The organism is Nocardia sp. CA-084685, assembly GCF_050955785.1.
Lineage (GTDB): Bacteria > Actinomycetota > Actinomycetes > Mycobacteriales > Mycobacteriaceae > Nocardia.
In genome coordinates this window covers 6,010,124-6,033,673 of sequence record NZ_CP192094.1, presented here as the reverse complement: position 1 = coordinate 6,033,673, position 23,550 = coordinate 6,010,124, and the positions used below count along the sequence as shown (strand labels likewise).

General features: G+C 65.5%; 24 protein-coding genes. 20 read left to right on the top strand and 4 right to left on the bottom strand.

Annotation, left to right across the window (positions count from 1 at the left end):
• The first annotated feature begins 19 nt into the window (after positions 1 to 19).
• From ACQP2U_RS26835 to ACQP2U_RS26825, 3 genes are all read left to right on the top strand, one after another.
• Positions 20 to 592 carry an adenine phosphoribosyltransferase gene (locus tag ACQP2U_RS26835; protein WP_433710009.1) on the top strand — a complete coding sequence of 191 codons (573 nt, stop codon included), beginning with the start codon at positions 20 to 22 and terminating at the stop codon, positions 590 to 592.
• A 51-nt stretch (positions 593 to 643) separates the two neighbouring features.
• Positions 644 to 1,249, top strand: a complete 606-nt coding sequence (locus ACQP2U_RS26830; protein ID WP_433710008.1) for a DUF4291 domain-containing protein — start codon at positions 644 to 646, stop codon at positions 1,247 to 1,249.
• A 261-nt stretch (positions 1,250 to 1,510) separates the two neighbouring features.
• Positions 1,511 to 3,091, top strand: coding sequence for an ABC-F family ATP-binding cassette domain-containing protein (locus ACQP2U_RS26825; RefSeq protein WP_433710007.1), 1,581 nt, complete (start codon positions 1,511 to 1,513; stop codon positions 3,089 to 3,091).
• Here ACQP2U_RS26825 and ACQP2U_RS26820 read toward each other — a convergent pair.
• Positions 3,062 to 3,496 (bottom strand): nuclear transport factor 2 family protein, encoded by a 435-nt coding sequence (locus ACQP2U_RS26820; RefSeq protein ID WP_433710006.1) that lies wholly within the window; start codon positions 3,494 to 3,496, stop codon positions 3,062 to 3,064. The two genes, ACQP2U_RS26825 and ACQP2U_RS26820, sit on opposite strands and share 30 nt — an antisense overlap.
• Before the next feature lie 78 nt (positions 3,497 to 3,574).
• Between ACQP2U_RS26820 and ACQP2U_RS26815 the strand changes: the two genes are divergently transcribed.
• The gene (locus tag ACQP2U_RS26815; protein WP_433710005.1) at positions 3,575 to 4,075 is read left to right on the top strand and encodes a winged helix-turn-helix transcriptional regulator; all 501 of its coding nucleotides are present in this window, start codon (positions 3,575 to 3,577) and stop codon (positions 4,073 to 4,075) included.
• Entirely contained in the window at positions 4,050 to 5,408 is a 1,359-nt protein-coding gene (locus ACQP2U_RS26810) for a HEAT repeat domain-containing protein (RefSeq protein WP_433710004.1), read from the top strand. The genes ACQP2U_RS26815 and ACQP2U_RS26810 overlap by 26 nt, the downstream gene beginning before the upstream one ends.
• 5 nt (positions 5,409 to 5,413) lie before the next feature.
• Here the strand turns inward: ACQP2U_RS26810 and ACQP2U_RS26805 are convergent, their stop codons facing one another.
• On the bottom strand, positions 5,414 to 5,767 hold the full coding sequence (locus ACQP2U_RS26805) for an MmcQ/YjbR family DNA-binding protein (RefSeq protein ID WP_433710003.1): 354 nt from the start codon (positions 5,765 to 5,767) through the stop codon (positions 5,414 to 5,416).
• 65 nt (positions 5,768 to 5,832) lie between these two features.
• Here ACQP2U_RS26805 and ACQP2U_RS26800 point away from each other — a divergent pair, with 65 nt between their 5' ends.
• Both ACQP2U_RS26800 and ACQP2U_RS26795 read left to right on the top strand, forming a co-directional pair.
• Positions 5,833 to 7,101: a hypothetical protein gene (locus ACQP2U_RS26800; RefSeq protein ID WP_433710002.1), complete on the top strand. Its 1,269-nt coding sequence runs from the start codon at positions 5,833 to 5,835 to the stop codon at positions 7,099 to 7,101.
• Between the two features lie 72 nt (positions 7,102 to 7,173).
• The gene (locus tag ACQP2U_RS26795; protein ID WP_433710001.1) at positions 7,174 to 7,539 is read left to right on the top strand and encodes a DUF4345 domain-containing protein; all 366 of its coding nucleotides are present in this window, start codon (positions 7,174 to 7,176) and stop codon (positions 7,537 to 7,539) included.
• A gap of 31 nt (positions 7,540 to 7,570) precedes the next feature.
• Here ACQP2U_RS26795 and ACQP2U_RS26790 read toward each other — a convergent pair whose 3' ends face one another.
• Complete coding sequence (locus ACQP2U_RS26790) at positions 7,571 to 8,110, bottom strand: helix-turn-helix domain-containing protein (RefSeq protein ID WP_433710000.1); 540 nt, start codon at positions 8,108 to 8,110, stop codon at positions 7,571 to 7,573.
• 81 nt (positions 8,111 to 8,191) lie between these two features.
• Here ACQP2U_RS26790 and ACQP2U_RS26785 point away from each other — a divergent pair, with 81 nt between their 5' ends.
• From ACQP2U_RS26785 to ACQP2U_RS26765, 5 genes are all read left to right on the top strand, one after another.
• Complete coding sequence (locus ACQP2U_RS26785) at positions 8,192 to 9,442, top strand: alpha/beta fold hydrolase (protein WP_433709999.1); 1,251 nt, start codon at positions 8,192 to 8,194, stop codon at positions 9,440 to 9,442.
• Between the two features lie 181 nt (positions 9,443 to 9,623).
• A complete protein-coding gene (locus tag ACQP2U_RS26780; RefSeq protein ID WP_433709998.1) occupies positions 9,624 to 10,583 on the top strand; it encodes an acyl-ACP desaturase in 960 nt (319 codons plus the stop codon).
• A gap of 102 nt (positions 10,584 to 10,685) precedes the next feature.
• Positions 10,686 to 11,636 carry a hypothetical protein gene (locus ACQP2U_RS26775; protein WP_433709997.1) on the top strand — a complete coding sequence of 317 codons (951 nt, stop codon included), beginning with the start codon at positions 10,686 to 10,688 and terminating at the stop codon, positions 11,634 to 11,636.
• A 184-nt stretch (positions 11,637 to 11,820) separates the two neighbouring features.
• Positions 11,821 to 13,104, top strand: coding sequence for an adenylosuccinate synthetase (locus ACQP2U_RS26770; RefSeq protein ID WP_433716593.1), 1,284 nt, complete (start codon positions 11,821 to 11,823; stop codon positions 13,102 to 13,104).
• Between the two features lie 215 nt (positions 13,105 to 13,319).
• Positions 13,320 to 13,946: an NUDIX hydrolase gene (locus tag ACQP2U_RS26765; RefSeq protein ID WP_433709996.1), complete on the top strand. Its 627-nt coding sequence runs from the start codon at positions 13,320 to 13,322 to the stop codon at positions 13,944 to 13,946.
• A 2-nt stretch (positions 13,947 to 13,948) separates the two neighbouring features.
• Here the strand turns inward: ACQP2U_RS26765 and ACQP2U_RS26760 are convergent, their stop codons facing one another.
• Positions 13,949 to 14,704 (bottom strand): metallophosphoesterase family protein, encoded by a 756-nt coding sequence (locus tag ACQP2U_RS26760; protein ID WP_433709995.1) that lies wholly within the window; start codon positions 14,702 to 14,704, stop codon positions 13,949 to 13,951.
• A gap of 179 nt (positions 14,705 to 14,883) precedes the next feature.
• On the opposite strand from ACQP2U_RS26760, the gene ACQP2U_RS26755 reads away from it, so the two are divergent.
• The 8 genes from ACQP2U_RS26755 (at position 14,884) to ACQP2U_RS26720 (ending at position 23,536) form a co-directional block, all read left to right on the top strand.
• On the top strand, positions 14,884 to 15,855 hold the full coding sequence (locus ACQP2U_RS26755; protein WP_433709994.1) for an alkaline phosphatase family protein: 972 nt from the start codon (positions 14,884 to 14,886) through the stop codon (positions 15,853 to 15,855).
• 194 nt (positions 15,856 to 16,049) lie between these two features.
• A complete protein-coding gene (locus tag ACQP2U_RS26750; protein ID WP_433709993.1) occupies positions 16,050 to 18,455 on the top strand; it encodes a RelA/SpoT family protein in 2,406 nt (801 codons plus the stop codon).
• A gap of 324 nt (positions 18,456 to 18,779) precedes the next feature.
• Positions 18,780 to 20,408 (top strand): cutinase family protein, encoded by a 1,629-nt coding sequence (locus ACQP2U_RS26745; RefSeq protein ID WP_433709992.1) that lies wholly within the window; start codon positions 18,780 to 18,782, stop codon positions 20,406 to 20,408.
• 50 nt (positions 20,409 to 20,458) lie between these two features.
• Positions 20,459 to 21,397 carry a hypothetical protein gene (locus tag ACQP2U_RS26740; protein ID WP_433709991.1) on the top strand — a complete coding sequence of 313 codons (939 nt, stop codon included), beginning with the start codon at positions 20,459 to 20,461 and terminating at the stop codon, positions 21,395 to 21,397.
• Between the two features lie 19 nt (positions 21,398 to 21,416).
• Complete coding sequence (locus ACQP2U_RS26735; RefSeq protein WP_433709990.1) at positions 21,417 to 22,292, top strand: MinD/ParA family ATP-binding protein; 876 nt, start codon at positions 21,417 to 21,419, stop codon at positions 22,290 to 22,292.
• Positions 22,289 to 22,930: a hypothetical protein gene (locus tag ACQP2U_RS26730; RefSeq protein ID WP_397028664.1), complete on the top strand. Its 642-nt coding sequence runs from the start codon at positions 22,289 to 22,291 to the stop codon at positions 22,928 to 22,930. The genes ACQP2U_RS26735 and ACQP2U_RS26730 overlap by 4 nt, the downstream gene beginning before the upstream one ends.
• A 25-nt stretch (positions 22,931 to 22,955) precedes the next feature.
• Positions 22,956 to 23,252 carry a hypothetical protein gene (locus tag ACQP2U_RS26725; RefSeq protein WP_040692318.1) on the top strand — a complete coding sequence of 99 codons (297 nt, stop codon included), beginning with the start codon at positions 22,956 to 22,958 and terminating at the stop codon, positions 23,250 to 23,252.
• Positions 23,253 to 23,260: 8 nt separating this feature from the next.
• Positions 23,261 to 23,536, top strand: a complete 276-nt coding sequence (locus ACQP2U_RS26720; protein WP_245567243.1) for a hypothetical protein — start codon at positions 23,261 to 23,263, stop codon at positions 23,534 to 23,536.
• The last annotated feature ends 14 nt before the right edge of the window (positions 23,537 to 23,550 follow it).

Genomic DNA, 23,550 nt, shown 5'->3' with positions numbered 1-23,550 from the left:
GAACCATGGAGAGGTGTCGATGAGCAAGCATGCGGCGGTGGAATCGGACGACGTTCTAGCCGAGCGGACAGGTAAGGCGGCCGAACTGGTCGAACGCCTGACCCGCTGGCGCGACGATTTCCCCTCTCCCGGCATCCGCTTCGCCGATCTCACGCCGGTATTTGCCGATCCGGAGGGTTTCCGGGCCGTCATCGACTGCCTTGCGGCGTGCGCGCCCGATGCCGATCTGGTTGCGGGCGTCGACGCTCGCGGATTCATCATCGCGGCCGGCGTTGCCGCGACGCTGGGAACCGGTGTCATGGCGGTGCGCAAGGCCGGAAAGTTGCCGCCGCCGGTCGTCTCACGTGAGTACAGCCTCGAGTACGGCACCGCATCGCTCGAGATTCCGGCCGACGGGGTCGACCTCGAGGGTCGGCGCATTCTGCTGCTCGACGATGTGCTGGCCACTGGCGGTACCTTGGCCGCCGCCGCGGATCTGTTCCGGGCCACCGGGGCCGAAATCGTAGCCGCCGCAGTAGTTCTGGAATTGGGCTTCCTGAACGGACGAGATCGCCAAGGCGATTACCCGCTGACCTCGGTGGTGCGAGTCTAGGTCGCACGTCCGCGGTTTGCCCGTTCGAAATCGTCCTGCCAGGATCACCGAGTGGTTGATTCCGTGCCGATGCGCCAGATTCGTGCAACGTATGACGACTCGACAGTAGTTGTCTATCAAGCGTATTCGCCGCATATCGCCGAGCCGGCCCTCGCCGCAGGGACTTTCGTGCCACCGTTCAAGCGGGAGCGAATGACATGGATCAAACCGTCGTTCCTGTGGACGATGTATCGCTGCGGATGGGCCCGCAAGCCCGGACAGGAGCGCGTACTCGCGATCACCATGACGCGCACCGGATTCGAGTGGGCGCTGGCGCGTGCCTGCCTGAGCCACTATGTGCCGGAACTGTATTCGGATCGCCGTGAGTGGGCCCATCGGTTGCGGACGAGTCCGGTGCGGATCCAATGGGATCCCGAACGCGACCTGCATCACCGACCGCGGGGTTACCGATCGCTACAAGTCGGCCTGAGCGGTGAGGCGGTCGACGCGTATGTGGACACCTGGATCACCGGGATTCGAGATGCGACCGATCAGGCGCGGCGAATCCACGACTTGGTGACCGCCGGACAACTATCCGCAGCTGCTGATGCCCTTCCGGCCGAGCGGCCGTATCCGCTCGCTGGTGAGACCGCGCGGCCCATCGGCGCGATCGGTTAGCGCCGACGGAGATGCTGGTTGGGCGTGGTGGTCAGGGATTACGAACCGCGCAGTCGAGGTGGCGGCCGATGAGGTCGAGCCGCCGCGGCGGTGCCGACGTAGTGTGTGATCGCAATATCAGTGGCGCGACAGCCGGGGATGTGTTTAATCTAGACGGGTCTTATCCCCGTTGATCGGAGTCATGTCGTTGCTCTCATGAGGTAGCCACTCGGGCGGCCCGCATCCTGTGCGCCGCATTCCCGCGCGACCTCTGGGGACCACATGACCAATCTGTCTATTTCCGATCTCACTTTCTCCTGGGCCGATGGCACTCCCGTCTTCGACGGTCTGGACGCAGTGCTCGGACCGGGCCATCTCGGTCTGGTCGGTGGCAACGGTGCGGGCAAGTCCACCCTGCTGCGGCTGATCGCGGGTGAGCTGACACCCGCGCGTGGTTCGATCACGGTCACCGGGCGGCTGGGTTATCTGCGCCAAGATCTCGGCCTCGGCGACGGTCAGCGTGTCGACGCGGTGCTGGGCATCGCCGAAACGCGAAAGGCACTGCACCGCATCGAATCCGGCATCGGCGAGGAGGCCGATTTCGATATCGTCGGCGCGCAGTGGGATGTCGAGGAGAGCGCCATCGCGCTGCTCGGTCGCCTGGGTCTGCACTACCTCGCCGACTCCACCGAACAGCTGGACCGCCGCTTGGAAACCCTCTCCGGTGGTGAGACAGTGCTGCTCGGCTTGGTCGCCGAGCTGCTGCGTGATCCGGACGTGCTGCTGCTCGACGAGCCGACCAACAACCTGGATCACCTTGCTCGCCAACGCCTCTACGAGGTTCTTACTCAGTTCTCCGGCACCGTCCTCACGGTCAGCCACGACCGCGAACTGCTGGAACGAATGTCCACCATCGCCGAACTGCGGCAGGGGGAATTGCGTTTGTTCGGCGGCAATTTCAGCGAATACGAACGGATCATCGAAGCAGAGCAGCAGGTGGCACGGGCCGCGATCCGGGACGCGCGCAGCGACGTTCGCAAGCAGGCGCGCGAACTGGTCGAAACCAGGATCAAACTCGATCGCCGAGCGCGCTACGGGCAGAAGATGTTCGAGAACAAACGCGAGCCTAAGATCGTCATGGGCGCACGCAAGCGGGCGGCGCAGGTATCGGCGGGCAAGCTACGCAATAACCACATCGAAAAGTTGGACACCGCGAAGGAACAGCTGCAGCAGGCCGAGGATCAGTTGCGTGACGACCGACAGATCCGGATCGACCTACCGGGCACCCGGCTCTACCCGGGCCAGGACGTCATTGATCTCGAGGAGGTCGAACTGGCCTGCGGTCCGACCGTGACATTGCGGATTTCTGGTCCGGAGCGAATCGCGCTGACCGGCCGCAACGGCGCGGGAAAAACCACGCTGCTGAACCGCGTCGCCGCCGAACCGCCGCAGGTGCCGTGGCGCATGCTGCCGCAGCGCCTCGACATCTTCGACGAGCGGCGCACGGTCTTCGACAATGTCGCGGCGGCCGCACCCCACGCGGCCGCGGAACAGATCCGAGCCCAACTGGCCCGCTTCCTGTTCCGAGGCAGTGATGCCGATGTCGCGGCGGCAGCCCTGTCCGGCGGGGAACGCCTGCGCGCCGCCCTAGCCATGCTTCTGCTCGCCGATCCGGCACCGAAGCTCCTCCTGCTGGACGAGCCAACCAATAATCTCGACCTGCCCAGCCTCGACCACCTCACCCAGGCGCTGGCCAACTACGAGGGTGCACTGATCGTCGTCAGCCACGATCCCCGTTTCCTCGACGATATCGGGGTGACCAGACGTCTCGAACTAACCGGCGACGGGCTTGTCGAAACGTGATAGCGCGCGCCGCATGACGCTCGGATGACGAAGTAGGCGCGGTCCCAGCTTCACCGCCAGCAGGGTCAGTGGGAGCCAGGGCCGAAGGTGCGGTTCGAGTCGGCGGATGCGGCCGTCGGCGGCCAATTCGAGGATCATGGCCTCGGTCATCCGGAATGGTCCTACGGCGGCCTCGGCGAGTAGAACTCGGCGGGCGCCGTCGCCGATGTGCTCGGTCCAGCGCAGTCGGCCGAGGCTGCCGTAGGCAGCGGTCAGCAGTATGCGCAAGTCGTCGTGGCCTCGGAATACCAATCTGCCCGAGACCGGCGATGTCAGCTCGGCATCGGGGGCCAGGGTCGTCATCAGCGCATCGAAATCGCTGGCTTCTGTTGCCTCGCGAAACCGTGTCACAGTATCCGACATCATCTCGATCACCCCTTCACAGTTTGCTCGTTCGCAACGTATCGGAGTCGCTTGCGAAAAGCAATGAACTACGATGGGTGGGTGCCCAAAGCTGCCATGTCCGACATTGTGTGCTCGATCGCGCGAACCCTGGACGTGGTCGGGGAGCGGTGGACGCCCTTGATCCTGCGGGATCTGTTCGTCGGGGTGAACCGGTTCGAGGACCTGCGCCGCGATCTGGGCGTTGCCACCAATGTCCTGACCGCGCGTCTGGACGTGTTGCGGCAATACGGGATCGTCGAGACCAGGGCCTACCAGACCAATCCGGTGCGCCACGAATATGTGCTCACCGAGCAGGGGCGCGATCTGTATCCGGTGCTCACAGTGCTCATCTCATGGGGCGATAAATGGCTCGCCGGGCCCGCGGGGCCGCCCGCACTTGTCGTGCATCGCGATTGCGGACACCCGACATCCGGTGTGGTGGTCTGCCGCGAATGCGGCGCGCCGCTGACCGCCGACAATGTGTACTGGCGGCACGGGCCCGGCGCCCATCGCGGACCGGGAACCATGCTGATCGGTGATCATCTGGAACCGGCACCGTAGATCCGTCGGTAACGCAAGTGTTTCGCTCGAGTTGATCGACGTGCTCAGCTGCAGCATGATCAATCCGATGGATCCGGTGTTGCGGGCGATAGCCGATATCGATTGGGTCGAGCTGGAACATGCTTACGGCCCGGCGGTGGATGCTCCGACGCACCTGCGGGCCCTGATCGACGGTGATGCCGAGGCCTGTGTCGACGCGGTCGGCTATCTCGACGCCGCGCTATTGCATCAGGGCAGTGTGTACTCCGCGACCGCGCCGTTCGTCGCGATCGTGGCCGAACTGCTGGCGCGTCCGCACACCGAGATGAAGGTCGAAGACATACTGCCGTGGGATCCGGGGCCGCGACCGTTGCGCGTCGCGCTACTGGACTACCTCGAGGTCTTCGCGCAGGGATGTTGTTCGGGAATCTCCGATGAGCAGCTGTATGCCGAGGCATATCCACCCGGGCGCACCGAGGAGGATCTGCAGCGCGTCAAAGCGAATCGGCGCGCCGGGTTACTGGAATTGGGGCCGGATCCGGCGAATGCCCTTTTGGTCGAACATGTTCCGACGCCACCGGGTTTGTTGGCGGCCATCGATGATCACGTATTCCGTGCGGCGATGCGGGCCAGGGACGAGATCGCCTGTCGCGCAGTTATTCCCGCCGTGATCGAGGCGGTCGAGCCGCTGGTCGAGGATCCGGACGTGATGGTGCGCATGGCCGCGCTGCGGGCGCTGATCGAACTCACCGCGCATCCGGCCTATGCCGAGAAGCGGGTCGCGCTGCTGCGGCAGCTGGACGAGATCGCGCCGACCATCTCGGACCCGACCGACCGCGCCACCGCCGCACGTATTTCCGGCCTCAACGGCGGCCGTCCGGAGCAACTGCTCGCCGATGCCCATCCCGGTGTGCGCACCTGCGCCGCTCTCGCACCCGCATTCGCCGGCGAGCAGCGCGCCACCGACGAACTACTTGCCGCGCTGGAGCATCCGGAGGTCATCGACCGGTGGTTCGATCGTCATCTGCCCGGACAGGACGGGTGGTTGCGCCACGACGTCATCCGCGAACTCGTCAGTCGTGTCGGTGATTTCGAGACGTTGCTGCCCGCCGCGATCGAAGCGGCCTGGTCCGCGAATCCCAGCACCGTGCACTCCGACTGTATTTCCTTCCTGCACAGAGCCTTTCCGGATCCGATCGGTATCGATTCGCAGCTGTCCGCCGCCCAGCTGTCGTTCCTAGCGGTGCTGGTGGAGATCGATGATCTATGGCAGCTCGGTCAACTCGAACACTGGCTCGATAACGCGGGTCTGCCCGGCGGGCGGGACAGTTGCCGTCGGCTCGTCGAGCAGTAGTTCAGTCAATCCAGCTGGGCCGCAAGCCGTTTCGGTGCGACCTTCCGGTATGCGTCATGAATGATCCCGGTGATCTCCGCCCAATCGGGATCGACTTCGAGCCGCACGCCGATCCATCCGCGATGCCCGACATACGGTGGTACGAAAAACCGTTCGGGTTCGGCATCGACGAGTTCGGCCTGCACGCCCTCCGGGGCCGGACACCAGATCGTGGCACCAGGTTCGCGGTGATGATCCTCCATATACATGGTGAACGCCGTTTTCGACCGCACGAAGAAATTCGGGCAGCCGTGACTGAGCCGCTCGCTGCTCTCGGGCAGTGCCAGGCAGATCGCCCGGATCCGCGTCAACGGGTCCACGTCCGCAGTGTAGGTGTAGGGTCCTGACTTTCGCCGCCGGAACGCGGACACAAGGATGTGTATCCATGGGAATCGAGTTGCACGCGGCGGGGGTATGCCGCGCGCCCGCCGCGGACTTCCTCGATCAGGTGGGGGAGTGGTTGCGGACCGGCCCCGCCGGTGCGCGGGTCGACTGGACCGCCACGTCCGCGCCACTGCGGAAATCGGTGGAGGTATCCGGAGATCGCCTGCTTGCCGTGCTGCATCCGGCGGCCGAACCGGTCGATCTGCGTGCGGCGCACGGGCAAGTGGTGGTGAGTGCGGGTTGTGCGTCGGCCGGGCCGGGCTATCACCGGCACGTCGCGGCGGTGCTGCACGAAATGGGTCGGCGATTCGACATCGTGTGGGACGAGGGGACCGAGGATCCGCTCGGATTGGGCGATGACCGCGCCGAGGTCGAACGCGACTATCTGGTGTGGATCCGCGGCCTCGCGGAGACGGTGCTGACCGAGGTTCCTACGGAGGGCGCCTGGGTTTCGATCGGATTGTCACTCGGTAGTGACCGTTTCGACTACGACGGGCTGGCCGCAAGCTGGCTTGGACCGCGCGATCGCGACTGGTTCCAGGCGGTCCGCGATGGCGACGAGGCGGCCGCGCGCGCATTCTTCCCATGGTGGGAGGACGGCTGGACCGCGCCGACGATTCGTAATACCGCGATCGGCATCATGTGGAACGACGTGCGGTGGCGCGCGCCATCGGACGCCGATGACACGCCAGCGCTGCACCAGGCCGACGCTTTGCTTGCCGAGGCGCACCGGCTCGATGCCGAGCTGGAGTTGCCGTGGGCGGCCTGGCACGAATTACGGCTGCTGCTCGCGGATTCGGCCACTGCGGTCGGGGCGCCCGCCGATCTGCCCGCGCGCGCCGCCGCGACGGACCAGATGCCGGTGGGCTACCGCCGCCGCCCGGTGCACACCACACCAGTCTCCGGGTGGAGTTTGCGGATTCCCGGCGATTTCACCTACGGCTGGGACGGCGATCGATGGTGGGCATGGGACGGCATCCGCCAGATCGAGATCACCATCCTACGCGTCGGTGACCCGAAAACCGGGCCACCACCGGCCGCGATGCTGCAATACGGTGCCAACGCGACCGCGGGTCATCGCGGCGAACCGGTGACCGGCGGACCCGGTGACGGATGGTGGCTGCCCTCCGAGGACGGCGCGGAGGTCGGCGTGCAGGGGATCGCCAGCCGCCGCAATGGTGAGTTGCTGCTGGTGACGATCAGTGTGCCAGGAACGCAACTGGATTGGGCGATCGAGGCCTGGCGCTCGCTGCAGTACAACGGGGACTGACCGCACGTTTGTGGAAGCGGATGCGCGCCCGGGCGGAGCATGCTGGCCTTCCGACTCGAACAGGAGGTTCCCTTGGCCATTGCTGTCAATACCGTTGTCGGTGTGTTCTTCCTCGCGATGGGTGGCTATGCCCTCGCTGCCCCCGCGGCGCTGATCCGTCCCTTCGGCATTCGCCTCGAGCAACCCGAGGCGCGCTACGAGATTCGTGCCGTCTACGGCGGATTCGGTCTGGCGATGGCGGCGATGCTGGCGGTGGCGGCAACCCACGACGGAGCCCTACGCACCGGAATCATGATCACCATTGGTGTCGCACTCGGCGGAATGGCATTCGGCCGCATCGTATCCGCGGTGCTCGACGACCGAATCACCTTCTACCCCAACTGGTTCTACTGCGTTGTCGAAACGGTCGCAGCGGCGGCTCTGGTGTCGGCTTCCTGAGCTGGCGGCGTCACCGAATCGGCCGCTCCGGTCACGTTGCATCGTCTTCGGGTGCCTGGGCGAGCGGAAACATGATCGGGCTCAGCAGGTATGGCGCGCGGTCTCCTGTCGCCGCGTTGGACAGTCGGGGCAGGATCGCTGCCCGCAGGTCGGTGATGAGTTCGGTGAGTTCGTCGTGGCTCAGCCATACCGCATGCTGGCGATAGCCGACCAGGTCGCCGGTCGGGTCTGCGCCAACGCTTTGCAGGTAGGCCTGGAATTCGGTCAGCAAGGTGGCCATGGCGATCGGGAAGATCCGGCGATGGTCGGCGGTGGTTGCGGTTTCGGCATCGACCACCGCGCGTTCGCGGCGCAGGCGATAGCCGCGTTCCACTACGCCGCGCACTCGTTGCGCACGGGCCACTTCGAGGATGCCGTGCTCGGCCAGCAGGTCTATGTGTCTGTACACGGTGGCTTTCGAGATGTCGGGCATGCGGGCGCTGAGCTGGGCGGTCGTGAGCACGCTGCCTCCCGACATGGCATGCACGATCCGCAGTCGCACCGGGTGGGCGAGTAGCTCCATCGGGTCCATGGAGCAATGTTCTCATCTCTGATACTGTTCGCAAAGTTGAGATCAATGCCGGGCTGATGGCCCTGACCGCAGGAGGATTCGATGTCGTCGATCGCACCTACTCGCACCGGCATCGAGGTGGTCGAGCACTTGTGCTCGGGTCGGTATGGGCAGGTGCACGAGATGTTCGCGGCGCAACTGCAAGCGCTCGTCTCGGCCGAAAAGCTTGGCGCGGCTTGGGAATCGGTCCTCGATCGATGCGGATCGGTAGCCGAGGTGGGAGCCGCAGTGAGCGAGGCCGGCGCGGTGCGGATGTCCGTGCGGCTCGAACGCGGCGAGGTGGTGGTCGGGATGACGATCGACGACGCGGGTCGCCTCACCGGCCTGCAACTGACGCCGCCCACGGCGCCGTGGCAGCCACCCGACTACGCCGACCCGGAGTCCTTCGACGAGAAGGACGTCGCGATCGGGCAGGCGCCGTTCGTCGTTCACGGCACCATCAGCCTGCCGCGGCGACCGCGGCCGTGTCCGGCGGTTGTGCTGCTGGCGGGCGGGGGACCTTTCGACCGCGATATGACAACGGGTTCGAATAAACCGCTCGCGGATATTGCCTGGGGGTTGGCCAGCCGCGGTATCGCGGTGTTGCGTTTCGACAAGGTCACCCATGCGCATGCCGGTGTGGTCGCCGGACTCGCATCCTTCACTATGACCGATGAATACGTGCCTCATGCTGTCGCGGCTGTCAACGTCCTGCGCGAGCACCCGGCCGTTGATGCGGATCGGGTTTTCGTGCTCGGGCACAGTATGGGTGGGAAGGTCGCGCCACGGGTCGCGGCCGCGGCACCGACGGTGGCCGGGCTGATCGTCTTGGCCGGTGACACCTCGCCGATGCACTGGGCCGCAGTGCGGGTCACGCGCTATCTCGCGGCGTTGGAGCCCGATGGGGGTGCCGGTTCGCAGCCCGCGATCGAGGCGATCGTTCGGCAGGCGCAATTGGTCGACAATGCGTTGACGGTGTCGACTCCGGCCAGTGAGCTACCCCTCGGGCTGCCCGCGTCGTATTGGTTGGATTCGCGGGACTACGACCCGGTCGCTGTCGCCGCGATACTGGGGAAGCCGATGTTCATTCTGCAGGGCGGACGGGACTATCAGGTCACCATCGATGACGACTTGTCGCTGTGGCGGGCTGGTCTGGCTGATCGGGCAGAGGTGACGATCCGGGTGTACGACTCGGATAACCACTTGTTCTTTCCGGGTGCGGGACCCTCGACTCCGGCGGAGTACGCGGCGGCGCAACATGTTGATCCGAAAGTGATTGTCGATATCGCCAGCTGGCTCGAGGCCCCGGTATAGATCGGACCACAGCGGACCCGACACGCCGTCTTCGGCGATACCGTGTCGGCCTGACTTCGCGATCAACCAGTAGTGAGCATTCGTGCCTGTGACGAAACGAATTCGCCGTAGGGGATTTCGGCGGCCCGGCAATCGGGGCACTCTGGAAGAGAACCTCTGATCCGAGGACAGGAACCAGATCGTGACACATGCCTTGACCCAGCTGGAGTTGCTGACCGAACTCGAACCCGTTGCCGAACAAAATCTCAACCGACACCTATCGATGGCCAAGGACTGGCATCCGCACGACTACGTGCCGTGGGACCAAGGCCGCAATTTCGCCGAGATGGGCGGAATCGATTGGGAGCCAGCGCAATCCCAGTTGAGTGAACTGGCCAGGGCCGCGATGGTAACCAGTCTGCTGACCGAGGACAATCTGCCGTCCTATCACCGACTGATCGCCGAATCCTTCTCCCAGGACGGCGCCTGGGGCACCTGGGTGGGGCGGTGGACCGCCGAGGAGAACCGGCACGGAACCGTCATGCGCGACTATCTCGTCGTTACCCGGGGCGTGGACCCGGTGGCGCTGGAACAGTCGCGAATGGTCTGCATGACAGCCGGGGTGCAGCACCCGACCGGGGTGGACGAGAATGGATTCCTGCCTGGTATCGCTTATGTGACCTTCCAAGAACTGGCGACCAGGGTCAGTCATCGCAATACCGGCCGGGTCTGCAACGATGCGGTCGCCGACCGGATGCTGCAGCGTATTTCCGCCGACGAGAATCTGCACATGGTCTTCTACCGCAACCTCTGCGGTGCGGCCATCGATCTGGCACCCGACCAAGCGTTGGCAGCGATCTCCGCGATCATCCGCAACTTCCAGATGCCCGGTGCGGGCATGCCGGACTGGCGTCGCAATAGCGTGCTGATGGCCAAACACGGCATCTACGATCTGCGCCAGCACCTCGAGGACGTCATCACGCCGGTGCTGCGCAAGTGGAATATCTTCGAGCGCAATGACTTCGGTTCTCGCGGTGAACGGGCGCGCGAGGAACTCGGCCTATTCCTGGAGCAGCTCGGCAAGGATGTGCTCAGATTCGAGGAGCAGCGTGACCGTGCCCTGGCACGCGAGGCGCGCAAGCGCGAGTGGCAGGACGCCTGAGCGGCTTCCGCTGAGTCGATGATCTTGGTCCGACCAGCGGACTCTTGACGATCTAAGTTTTAGTCTTCTACACTAAAACGGAGCTGGAGAGGAAGTGATGACATGGGATACGGACACTGGGACGACACCGCCTACCGCGCGGCCAAGACCTTCCGTGCCAGTCGAGGTCTGGCAGACTTCGGATACACCGCCGAGATGCAGGGGCAGCCGTACGCGGATTGGCGAGCGCATCCCGCGCTCGAACCGCTCGGCGTCACCGTGCGCGAGTGTCGGGATTCGGCCGAGCACGGCAACTCGCTACCGATCGCGGTGCTGTTCGACGTCACCGGATCGATGGGGCGCGTGCCGCGGATCATGCAGGACAAGCTCGGCAAGTTGCACGGGCTGCTGCGGCGCAAGGGCTACGCGCAGGATCCGCAGATCATGTTCGGCGCCATCGGCGATGCCGACTCCGACCGCGTACCACTGCAGGTGGGGCAGTTCGAATCCGACAACCGGATGGACGAGCAGTTGCGCAATATCCTGCTGGAGGGTGGTGGCGGCGGACAGAAATCCGAAAGCTATGAATTAGCAGCGTATTTCATGGCCACCCATGTCGAGACCGACGCATGGGAGCAGCGCGGTAAGCGCGGCTACCTCTTCATCATCGGTGACGAGCTGAACAAGGCGAAACTGGCGGGACGGCACATCCGCGCCGTCATCGGCGATCACGTGCGCACCGATATCGAGGTCGCATCGATCTATCGGGAACTGGCCCAGCGCTGGCATGTGTACTACATCTTGCCGAACCAGTCGAGCTACTTCGACGATCCCGAGATCGCCGAGCACTGGCGGGGATTGCTCGGCCAGAACTTCATGAAACTCGACGATCCCGCCGCGGTCTGTGAGCTCATCGCGCTCACGATCGGACTGGAGGAAGACCGCATCGACGTGCACGCCGGACTCGCGGATCTGCGTGATGTGGGGTCGATGGCCGAGGCCGATTCGGTCGGAAAGGCGCTTGGCGTCAAAGCGGGACCGAGCATTCGCGCCCTGTCACGGGGGCGCAGCTGAATCCGGCAAGTGTTGGAGTGCTGCGGCTCCGATGCGGAGTTCGTCTCCGGACGGCTACCGCGCGGGCATGCTGCTGATCTGCAGCGTTGAGGACGGTGACCGACGCCGCAGTGGCACGCGGATGGCGGTGCGCAAGGCCGAACCGTGCTGCGTAGCCACCGGGGCGGACTGTCTGCGCTCTCGGATGAATCATTGGAAAGGTAAGGGCGAAAGGGTGATTCAGTCGCACATCATCGTGCTCGATCTCGGATTCGGGGATGCGGGCAAGGGGGCGACCGTCGATTGGCTGTGCTCGCCGGAGGCAGGGCTGGACGTATCGGCGGTCGTGCGATTCAACGGCGGTGCGCAGGCGGCGCACAATGTGATCGCAGACGGTCGCCATCACACCTTCGCGCAGTTCGGGTCCGGAACTTTTTCCGGGGTGCTCACGCTGCTTTCGCGGCACATGCTGGTCGAGCCGATCGCGCTGGCCGGTGAATCGCGGCAGCTGGCCGCACTCGGTGTGCCGGATCCGCTGTCGCTGTTGCGGATCGACGGTCGCGCACTGCTCACGACACCGATCCATATCGCTGCCAACCGTGCCCGAGAGGACACGCGGGGTTCCTCGCGACACGGTTCCTGCGGCCGTGGCATCGGCGAAACCGCCAGTTACGCATTAGAATACGACGCACCGACCGTCTCGGATTGCCTGCACCCCGACATCCTGTACGCCAAGCTGCAGGCAATGGCGGCACACTACGGACCGCTGATCGCGCCCAGTGCCCACCGCTACGAAGCGATCCGCGATCTGGTCGATATGTACCGTGAATTCGCCGCCGCCGTTCGCATAGTCGACGGCGCCGAACTCACCCGCTTCGCGCAACGCGGCCGCCTGATTTTCGAAGGGGCACAGGGTGTTCTCCTCGACGAATGGCGCGGCTTCCATCCACACACCACCTGGTCCACCGTCGAACCGCGCAACGCCCGTGCCCTACTCGCCGAAATCGACGCCACCGCTTTCACACTCGGCGTCACGCGCACCTACATGACCCGCCATGGCGCCGGTCCCTTCCCCACCGAAGACCCCACTATGAGCATCCCCGAACCCCACAACGCCACCGGCTCCTATCAGGGCCACTTCCGTCGAGGCCGCCTCGACTCCGTCCTGCTCCGCTACGCCATCGAGGTCTCCGGCGGCATCGACGGGCTCGCCCTCACCCACCTCGACGCATCCGGAACCGGCTACGCCGCAACGGGATACGAGACCGCGCGCGGGGCAATCGACCGCCTCGGACCAGGCCGCTGGCAAGACCTCGACCACCAGCGCGACCTCACTGCCCTACTGACCACGGCCGACCCGATCCTGACAGCAGTGCCAGCCGACCCAGTGCCGTGGCTGGAGCGCGAACTCGGCACCCCGGTTGTCCTGACCGCCAACGGCCCGGACCGTCGCGACCGACTCCAGACCCGAGTTGTCGCGGCCGCCTAGCACTATGGAGCTGGCTCGGCCGACACGGCAACGGGTGACCGGCGCGCATTCTCGCGCTCACGCCGCGGCAAGGCACTCGGCGACTGGCGTTCGCTCTCGCGTCCGCGCCGAGTCATGGCGCATCGAGTGGCACTCGCTTGCGGAAACCTCGATACGGCGGCTCGATAGTGTGCCACTCGCTGCGAGCTGGCCGGAGTGCGGCAGGATGGGGTCGCGTGGAGCAATCCGTGGTTTCGGTTGATGTGGTGGCATTGCGGTTCTGGGCCGACGATGCCGAGGTGAGCGTGGGTATCGCACCGCGAGAGATGGAGCCGTTCACCGGGCATCTGGCGTTGCCGGGCGTGCTGCTCGGGCGAGGGGAGCGGTTGGTCGCGGCGGCGCGGCGGGCGGTGCATACCAAGCTGGGCGTGCCGGAGGCGGCGATCGGGGCGGCCGGTCAGTTGGTGACCTTCGACGAACCGAATCGCGACCCGCGCGGGCCGACGCTGTCCATTGCCATGTGGGCGGTGGTCGGGCCGCATGAGGGCCCCGCGCAATGGGTTTCGTTCGATGCGGTACCCGAATTGGCCTTCGACCACAACCGCATCGTCTATGCCGCACGCGACCTGCTGGCCCGTCTGCTCTGGAAGGATATGGCTTTCACCAGAGCACTGACCGGCGACGAATTCCCGGCGACCCGCGCGGTGGAACTCAGCTCCTCCGTCCTCGGCGCCCGCCCCGACCCGGCGAACCTGAACCGCACCCTGGCCGCGATCCCCGGACTGGCACGCACCACCGAACGCCGCCGCGTCAAAGCCACCGGGCGCCCCGCCGCCGTCTGGGCCTTCACCCCCGACGCATAGCGCTACACCTCATAAACCGCATACGTGCGTCCGAGTACCGGATAGGACACATTCCGCACCGGCACCCCGCCCGCGGTGCGTCCGAATTCCGTGCCTCCGTGCGCATGTCCGTGAATTGCCAGTGCCGCGCCGCCCGCGTCCACGGCCGCACCCAGGTCGTGACAGCCGAGCCCCGGGTAGATCTTCGGCGGCTCACCCACCAGTGTGTCGATGATCGGCGCGAAATGCATCAGGGCGATGCGTGTTTCGCACTCCAGCGATTCCAGCGCCTGACGCAGCCGAAGTGCGTCCAATGGCCCGCGTCGCATCCTGGCCCGGTGCTCGGCGCTGCCTTCATCGGGTGTGCCCGGGTAGTCGGGAAACCCACCGCTACCACCCATCACACCGGCGATTCCGAGCTGTCGCCCGCGCAGCTCGAGGGTGATCGCATCGCCATCGAGCACATGCGCACCGAGTGCGGTGAGCATTGCCGCGATGCGGTATCCGAGTCGCCGGTCGTGATCGTGATTGCCGAGCACCGCGACCACCGGGATCGCGAGTCCCGCGATCTCAGCGCACAGCAGATCCGTCGCGTGCGGACTTCCGCCCTCGGTGAGATCGCCGCCCAGCAAGAGCACATCGGCATCCAGGCGCAGGAAGTCCGGGCGGAAACGTCCCGCGACGGCGTCGCGCATATGCAGATCCGCGACGGCGGCGATCCGGACAGGTGCGGCAGGGGACATGGCGGCCAGCCAGCCACATGCCGGAAGGCGTGTCAACCGGTTTCTACTGTTCACCTCGCCGATACATGCCAGTGAACAGTATGAATAGCTATGCGCTATCGCCAGTTCAATGGTTGTTCAGCAAGGCGACCGGTGATGGCGAGACCGATGAAGCGTCCATGAACAGTGACTCGGTGCGCTACCGAAAGACGCTGTAGTACTGGATCGTTCGGGATATGAGCGCGCGAACCGTAGCCACCACGCCCCTCGCACGCAGGCAACTGTTGTCCGGCGCCGTTGCCGCCGCGGCCGTTTCGACCGTCCTCGCCACCGGCCGCGCACAGGCCGCCATCCGAGGCGACAAGGTCGTACTCATCGGACTCGACGGCACGATGTATCGCAAGATCGAGGAGGTGCGGGCGCCGAACCTGTTGCGGCTCAGCGCCGAAGGCACCCTCGGCCGCCGGTCCATCGCCCCGCATATCTCCATCTCCGGCCCCTCCTGGGCCACCGTGCTCACCGGCGTGTGGGGCAGTAAACACGGCATCACCGACAATAATTTCGACGCCACCCCGTTCGCGAAATATCCAACGGTCTTCACCCGACTCGAACGTCACGATCCGACCCTCAAAACCCAGTCCATCGCCACCTGGGATCAGATCGCCATCATGACGGCCAGCGGCGATCCGCGCGCCGACGTCGTCATCTCCACCCCACTCGTGCCCGATGACGACAACGAAAGCGCCACCGACGCTGCCACCACCGACAGCGTGGTCACCGCCATCACCAAGTACGGCCCGGACTTCCTGTTCACCCACCTCGACCAGGTCGACCGGGCCGGTCACCAGCACGGCGGCGCGTCCGGCGAATACCGCGCGGCCATCACGCGCATCGATGCACTCGTCGGCCGCATAGTCGCCGCCGTGGACGCGCGCACCCGCGCCAACCCCGCCGAACGCTGGACCATCCTGGTCACCACCGACCACGGCCATCGGCCCAAGGGCGGCCACGGCGGTCAAACCCCCGACGAGACAAGCAGTTTCGTCATCGCCCGCGGCCCCGACTTCCTCGCGGGCGTGACCAGTTCCAGCTTCTCCCTGGTCGACATCACCCCCACTGTGCTGGATATCTTCCACGCCCCGCTCGACCCGGATTTCGACGGAAAATCGCGCATCCGCCAGCCCGTCGAACCCGTCACCAGCCGATAGGGGCACCTCCCGCGCACTTCGCTCGTTGTCGCAGCATACGATCGCCAGCGCCGCAATTCACCCGCACAACCGGGCCATTTCCGACTCGGCAACCTCGCAACGGGCAGGTGACCTGCGCGCGGACTAAAGTTGTGGTCTGGGCGGTTGCAGCGGTCGGATACTGTGGTCCGATCGCGGCGTGGAGAGGTGGTGGCATGACTCAGCATCTGGGCGAGGCGAATGTCGAGCAATCGGCAGGCGCTCCGCAGTCGAATGGTGCGGCCGGCCCCGCTGCGACTACGTCGAAACCCCAGGTGAGCGGCAATGCCGCAGCCGCGCGTCAGCCCGGGACCACGGCCGCGGTCCCGACCTCCGCCTCGCGGCGGGTGCGCGCCCGGCTGGCCCGGCGCATGACCGGCCAGCGCGGTATCGCGGCGGTCAAACCGGTGTTGGAGCCGCTGGCCAGTGTGCACCGCGAGCTCTATCCGAAGGCCAATCTCACGCTGTTGCAGCGCGCCTTCGACGTCGCCGACGAGCGCCACGCCCACCAGTTCCGCAAGTCCGGTGACCCCTACATCACCCACCCGCTCGCGGTCGCCAACATCCTTGCCGAACTGGGCATGGACACCACCACACTGGTCGCGGCACTACTGCACGACACCGTGGAGGACACCGGCTACTCGCTCGAGCAGCTGACCGAGGACTTCGGCGCCGAGGTCGCGCATCTGGTCGACGGCGTCACCAAACTCGACAAGGTCAACCTGGGCGCGGCCGCCGAGGCCGAGACCATCCGCAAGATGATCATCGCCATGGCGCGCGACCCGCGCGTGCTGGTGATCAAGGTGGCCGACCGCCTGCACAACATGCGCACCATGCGCTTCCTGCCGCCGGAGAAGCAGGCCAAGAAGGCCAAGGAAACCCTCGAGGTGATCGCGCCGCTGGCACACCGCCTGGGTATGGCCACGGTCAAATGGGAGCTCGAGGACCTCGCGTTCGCGATTCTGCACCCGAAGAAGTACGACGAGATCGTGCGCCTGGTCGCCGATCGCGCGCCCTCGCGCGATACCTACCTGGCGCGGGTGCGCGCGGAGATCGTGAATACCCTTGCGGCGTCGCGGATCAACGCGATCGTCGAGGGCCGCCCCAAGCACTACTGGTCGATCTACCAGAAGATGATCGTCAAGGGTAAGGACTTCGACGACATCCATGACCTGGTCGGCATCCGCATCCTGTGCGACGAGGTGCGCGACTGCTATGCGGCCGTCGGTGTCGTGCATTCGCTGTGGCAGCCGATGGCGGGCCGGTTCAAGGACTACATCGCCCAGCCGCGCTACGGCGTCTACCAGTCCTTACACACCACGGTCGTCGGCCCCGACGGTAAGCCGCTGGAAGTGCAGATCCGCACCCAAGACATGCATCGCACGGCCGAATTCGGTATCGCCGCACACTGGCGCTACAAGGAGACGCGCGGCAAGCATTCCAACGACTCCACCGAAGTCGACGATATGGCGTGGATGCGACAGTTGCTCGACTGGCAGCGAGAGGCCGCCGATCCGGCCGAATTCCTGGAGTCGCTGCGCTTCGACCTGAAGTCGCCGGAGATCTTCGTGTTCACCCCGAAGGGTGATGTGATCACATTGCCGCAGAAGTCGACTCCGGTCGATTTCGCGTACGCCGTGCACACCGAGGTCGGGCACCGCTGCATCGGTGCGCGAGTCAACGGCCGCCTGGTCGCCCTGGAACGTCAGCTCGAAAACGGCGAGGTCGTCGAGGTATTCACCTCGAAGGCGCAGAACGCGGGGCCCAGCCGCGACTGGCAGAACTTCGTGGTCTCCCCGCGCGCCAAGGCGAAGATCCGGCAGTGGTTCGCCAAGGAACGCCGTGAGGAGGCCTTGGAAAGCGGTAAGGAGCAGATCTCCAAGGAAGTCCGCCGCGTCGGGCTGCCGCTGCAGCGGTTGATGAGCGTGGACGCGATGACCGCCGTCGCGCACGAACTGCACTACACCGACATCTCCACCCTCTACACCGCGGTGGGCGAGCATCAGGTGTCCGCGCATCACGTCGTGCAGCGGTTGATGGCGCAACTCGGCGGCATCGGTGATGTCGAGAACGAACTCGCCGAGCGCTCCACCCCCTCGACGACGCCGAGCCGTCAGCGCGTGACCGGAGACGCGGGGGTGCTGATCCCCGGTGCCTCGGGCACGGTGGCCAAGCTCGCCAAGTGCTGTACGCCGGTCCCCGGTGACGAGATCATGGGCTTCGTGACCCGTGGCGGCGCGGTGAGCGTGCACCGCACCGACTGCACCAACGCCGGTTCACTGCGCGAACAGGCCGAGCGCATCATCGACGTGGAGTGGGCGCCCTCGCCGTCCTCGGTCTTCCTGGTCGCGATCCAGATCGAAGCCCTGGACCGCACCCGGCTGCTCTCGGATGTGACCAAGGTGCTCGCCGACGAGAAGGTGAACATCCTGTCCGCCTCGGTCGCCACGCACGGTGACCGGGTCGCGATCAGCAAGTTCACCTTCGAGATGGGCGATCCGAAACACCTCGGCCACTTGCTGAATGTGGTGCGCAATGTGGAGGGCGTCTACGACGTCTACCGGGTGACCTCGGCCACCTGAGACACCCGTCAATCTCGCTGGACATAGCTGGCGTACCCGCATGGAAAGTTGCGGCTGCCTGCCCTCGCGTAGCGATCGCCGGAATGCGAAGTCCAGGTTGATGTTTCGAAGCATCGAAGGGTCGCCCACAGGTTGCGGGGCGATTTCCGTCGTCGGAAACTTGTTGGACAATCCAGGATGGCACGCCGTGAACTGCCATGCGCCATTCGGCGGTTCCCGCAAACTTTTCGCCGAAGCCGCAGCAAGAGTCGGAATCTGTTACGGTCTATTGGGTTTCATGGCGTTGAGGTTATGTGCGGCAACACGAATTGATTGCGGATCGCTATGATGAGCTACACGGCGCGGATCTCGGGAATGCTGATCGCATTCGCCGTTGCTGTGGCGACCGCAGGGACCGCCGTAGCCGAACCCTCCGATTCCGCGGGACCGACGACGAACCTCGCCATTGGTACGTGTCCGGCACTGTACGCCTTGGGAATTCAGGGCACAGGCGAATCGTCACCGGATGCCGCGCCGACCACCGATACCGGCATGCTTTCCACGGTCTTCATGCCGATGCTGGCTGAGGCCGATCCCGGTCTGGTCGACCGCGCCTATGTCCCATACGAATCCGGCTTCGGCGGCGCGACCGCCGGTGGCACGGTGTCCTATGCGGAGTCGGTGATCGGCGGGCTGCTCCGGCTGCGCTCGATGGCCCAGGATGTCACCGCCCGCTGCACCGAGACCCGGTTGGCGATCGTCGGCTATTCGCAAGGCGCCCATGTGGCTTCGATGTTCGCCCAGGAGGTCGGTCAGGGCCACGGCGTGATCCCGCCCGAGAAGGTCGCCGCGGTCGCCCTGTTCGCCGATCCGACCCGCAATCCCGGTGCGCCGCTATTTCCCGGCTCGCCGGGCAAGGCGACACCGGATCCCGCGCCTGGCACGGCGGGGGACCGGATCGCATCCGTCGCGGCACTGCCGCAGGAGCCCGCGAGCGGCGGTGGTATCGGGCCGGAACGCGATAAGGTCCCCAATTTCGCCGCGCTCACCGGGCGTGTCGCGAGCTTCTGTGCCGCAGGCGATCTCGCGTGCGATGCGCCGGAGGGCGCGCCAATCCTGAAGGCAGTCGCGTCTATTGCGGGACAGTCCAAGTTGAGTGGCGGCGATCCGATCACGTCATTGGTTTCGATTTCCCAGGCGCTGGCGTACACGTCGATCAAGACCGCCGCCAAAGTCGTCAACGAGGACGTCCAGGGCAACTCCCTCGCGAATTTGTCGATTTCACCGCAGAAGTCGATTTCGCAACGCCTGGCCGATGCTGCCGATCCGCGCACGCCGTTGAATATTCCCGCAGCACTTCAGGCATTGTTCAAAGTCGGCACGATCGGACTGAATGCGGTCTCCGCTGTGGTCAAGTCGGTCATCAATGCGGCCAATATCAGCCAACTGGCGACCGCGGGGCTAACCGATCCGATCTCCGGAATCCTGTTGTTCGGCACGAAATTGCTCGGCGCGATTCCACAGTTGGTGCCGCCGACAACCGGTGCCCGATTGGTTACTCAGGCCTTCGACGCGGTTGTCCAGAACATCACCGATAACAGCGAACTGCTCAATGTGACAACCTGGGTACGGTATTGGGATACCGTGCAGCGCCACGGCGCCTATAGCACCGCGGCGGTCACCGCGACCGGTGATGCGCCCACTCGATTCGTCGCGGACTGGTTCGCCGCGGCGGCGCATGATCTGGCCGACAAATTCGGCAGCCGCGCTGTGCCTATCGGTGGCAGCACAAAATCGACCACCGGATTCTTCGGAGAAACTTCCGGCGCGTCGACTACGCCGAATTCGTCCGGTACGGGACAATTTCCGTTCGGGACAGGAGCCGATGGCGCCTCATCCGGCGGCGCGACGTCGACTCCGCCCACCGTAGTACCCGGCACCGTAAACAACACCTACCCGTTCTCCACGAACTGATCGCAGAGAGGGTCCGATATGCATGTGCCTTGCTCTGCGGGAATGGGGGAATGTTGAAGTCGTACAAACAGCTGTCGCGCTGGTACGGCGCGCTGGAGCCGGAGACGGGGGTGGCTGCCGCGCATCCCGACGAGCCGGGATTGCGCGAGCCCGGTGACGAGGACGGTGCGCCCCGGTTTCCGCACTACATCCGCGAAGAGGATCCCGACGAGGTGCGCGCGCGCAACGAAGTGCCTGCCGATCTTGCCTCCAATCGCAGCGAATTCACCGGTGGGTGGTCGGACTGGGTGGCCGGGCGGGCCCCCGGCCCCGACGACGACTACATCGGTCCGCGCGATGGCGAACTTGTACAGTTCCCGTGGCCGGAGGACGACCATGACAACGACGACGCTCCGCGCGGAGAGTCGACGCGCGTGACGCGCGCCCTGCGCCAGGAGGCGCGCGATCATCCGGCCGCACGCCGTGCCCGGGTGCTCGTGGTACTCGTCGTTGCGGTGCTGCTGTTGGCCGCGGCCGCCGCCGGCGCGTTGTACCTCCTGCGTTCGTCCGGTGATCGCGGCGCCGCCCCGGTCGTGCCCTCGATGCAATTCACCGCGGGCAGTGTCCAATCCCGTGGTATCGCCGACTGTCCGACCGAACGCGGTGACCGCATCGTGCGCAGTGCCGAACCCGGCGGCACCGATTCGGGACCGGAGGCGATCCTGGCGTTCCAATACGCCTACTACGTGGAACGCTCCGGCGAGCGAGTCCGGGCGGTGGTGGCACCGGATTCGAATATCTCCTCGGCCGCGGTGATCCAGCACGGCATCGACACTATTCCGCTGGGCACCACGCACTGTGTGCGGATCCAGACGATCACCGATGACCGGTATTCGGTCGAGGTCACCGAGTACCGACCCGGCGGCGCGCCCGCCACGTACAACAAGCAGACCGTCACCACGGTGGTGGTCGACGGTCGCACGCTCATCTCGGGCGTCGCGGCCGGATGATTAGGGAGAGCTGATAGCGATGGGAGACGACTGGAGCCGCTGGCTCGACGAGGCGCCCGATGAGGGCGATTCGTCGGACCGGCCCGCGCCTTCGAAGGCTCCGGTGGTGCGTCTGCGGCGTAAGGGCGGAGACAGTGAATCCGCCGAACCGAAGCAGCGTTCGATTCTGGTGGTCGGCGGCTGTGGTGGTGCGGGGACCACGACCACGGCATTGGGCTTGGCCGGTGAACTCGGCACGACGGGCACCTCGACGGTGGCGGTGGACGCCACGGCGGCGGGCAGCGATCTGGCGCTGCGCGGGGCGGATGAGCACCTGCATCCGATCAGCCTGCAATCGTGGTTGTACGGGCGCGGCAACGACGAACCGGCGCCATTGAAGGAGTGTCTGTCGCTGGCGAGCTCGGGCATCGGCCTGCTGTGGCGCGACGCCGCGCCGTTGCGTCGACGTGCCACATATCTCACAGTCGCGCGCGCGATCTATGACGCTGGGTACACTGCGGTCTACGACGGTGGCAACCCGATTGCCGGACGGCAACTGCGGCCGCTGCTCGATGACGCTGATGTCGCTCTGGTTCTTGCCATTCCGGCGCGTGCCGATGCCGCGAATCGACTGCGGGTGACGCTGGAATGGCTCGACGACCAGTTCGGCGATTCGGCCGAGGGGCAGGGCGGCGGCATCGTCGGCGATACCACAATCGTTGTCTCGCACCAACTTCCCGGCACCGATTCCCATGTTGCCGACCATTTGCGCGAACATCTTTCGGGCTGGGTCCGTGACATCATGGAGATTCCCTACGATCCGCATCTGGCGCGCGGGGAACTCGTTCGCCACGCATCGCTGGCTTCGCAGACGCGCCGGGCCTATGGGCGGCTGCTCGCCGGAGTGGCATCATGACGGCCGCCATGAAACTTCGTCGCCAGTCCGAAGCCGCCCAGGCCGGTGTGATCGCACCGCCGGAGTCCCGTCGCGCGCCCATTTGGGACCGTCCCGTACCCGGTGTCGGCCGGGCGCCGCTGTGGTGGCTGCTAGGTGTGCACGGCGGTGCCGGAGCCAGTAGCCTCGCGCGTGTGCTTGCGCCCGCGGCGGATTCGGGCCGCCGCTGGCCGGGCGTCTTCGACCGCGAATCGCCCTTCGTCGTCCTGGTGGCCCGCGAGACCATAGCCGGACTTGCACGCGCACACGATCTACTGCGCCAACATCATTCGGGTTTCGCCGGTTCCAGCGAGGTCCTCGGACTGATCACGGTAGCGGCCCGCCCCGGCCGCATGCCAGCCGAAATCCGCCGCTATCGCGACGTGGTCGGCTCCCTGGCCGGTCAGGTCTGGCAGGTCCCGTGGTACGAGGAATGGACCCTCGTCGAACCGGAGTCCCTGCCCATCTGGACCCCGGGCGATGAGATACCGCAGAAGAAGAAGAGGATCGACCCGCTCGAGGAAGTTCCGCTCGAGATCCGGGAGCTCGGGGCCGATATTGTTGCGGTCGTGCGCGAAAACCTGGACAACGGTGCATCTTTCGAGGAGGACCAGCGTTGATCACCACAACCAAGAAAGGCAGCCGATGAGCATGATTCTCCTTGCCGTGCAGGACACGTACGGCACTGTGCTCGCTCAGGTCGGTAACCCGACACCGGAGGCGCCTCCCGGCTCGGAGAAGATCCTGCAGCTGGTCCGCTACCTCACCTGGTTCGTGTTGCTCTCCGGTATTTGCGGAATCACTTACGCGGGTGGCAAATTCGCGTGGGAGAAATGGACCGGTGGTGGGCTCGAATCGCCGAAAATGGTGGCGGGGGCCATGATCGGCGGCGTCGTCGCGACGAGCGCGGGCACCATCATGAACGCCGTCATCGGAACCTGATGTACGCGATGGCTACCGTGCGAATGTCGGCGGCGGAACTGCTTGCCTACAAGCAGATGCCCGCCGAAGTGCTGCAACCGCTGATGCAGCTGCTGAACTGGCTGCTCTGGTTCGTACTGCTGGTGTGTCTGGCATGGATGATCGTGTCCGCGGGCCGCCTCTGGATCGCGTTCCGCAGCGATCTGGCGATGAACGACGCCTCGCACGGTGTATTGATGAGTCTGCTCGGGGCAGCGGTGGCGAGCACTGCCTCGGGGATCGCGTTGGCGTTCCTGCCGACGTGAACGGGGATGGGGAC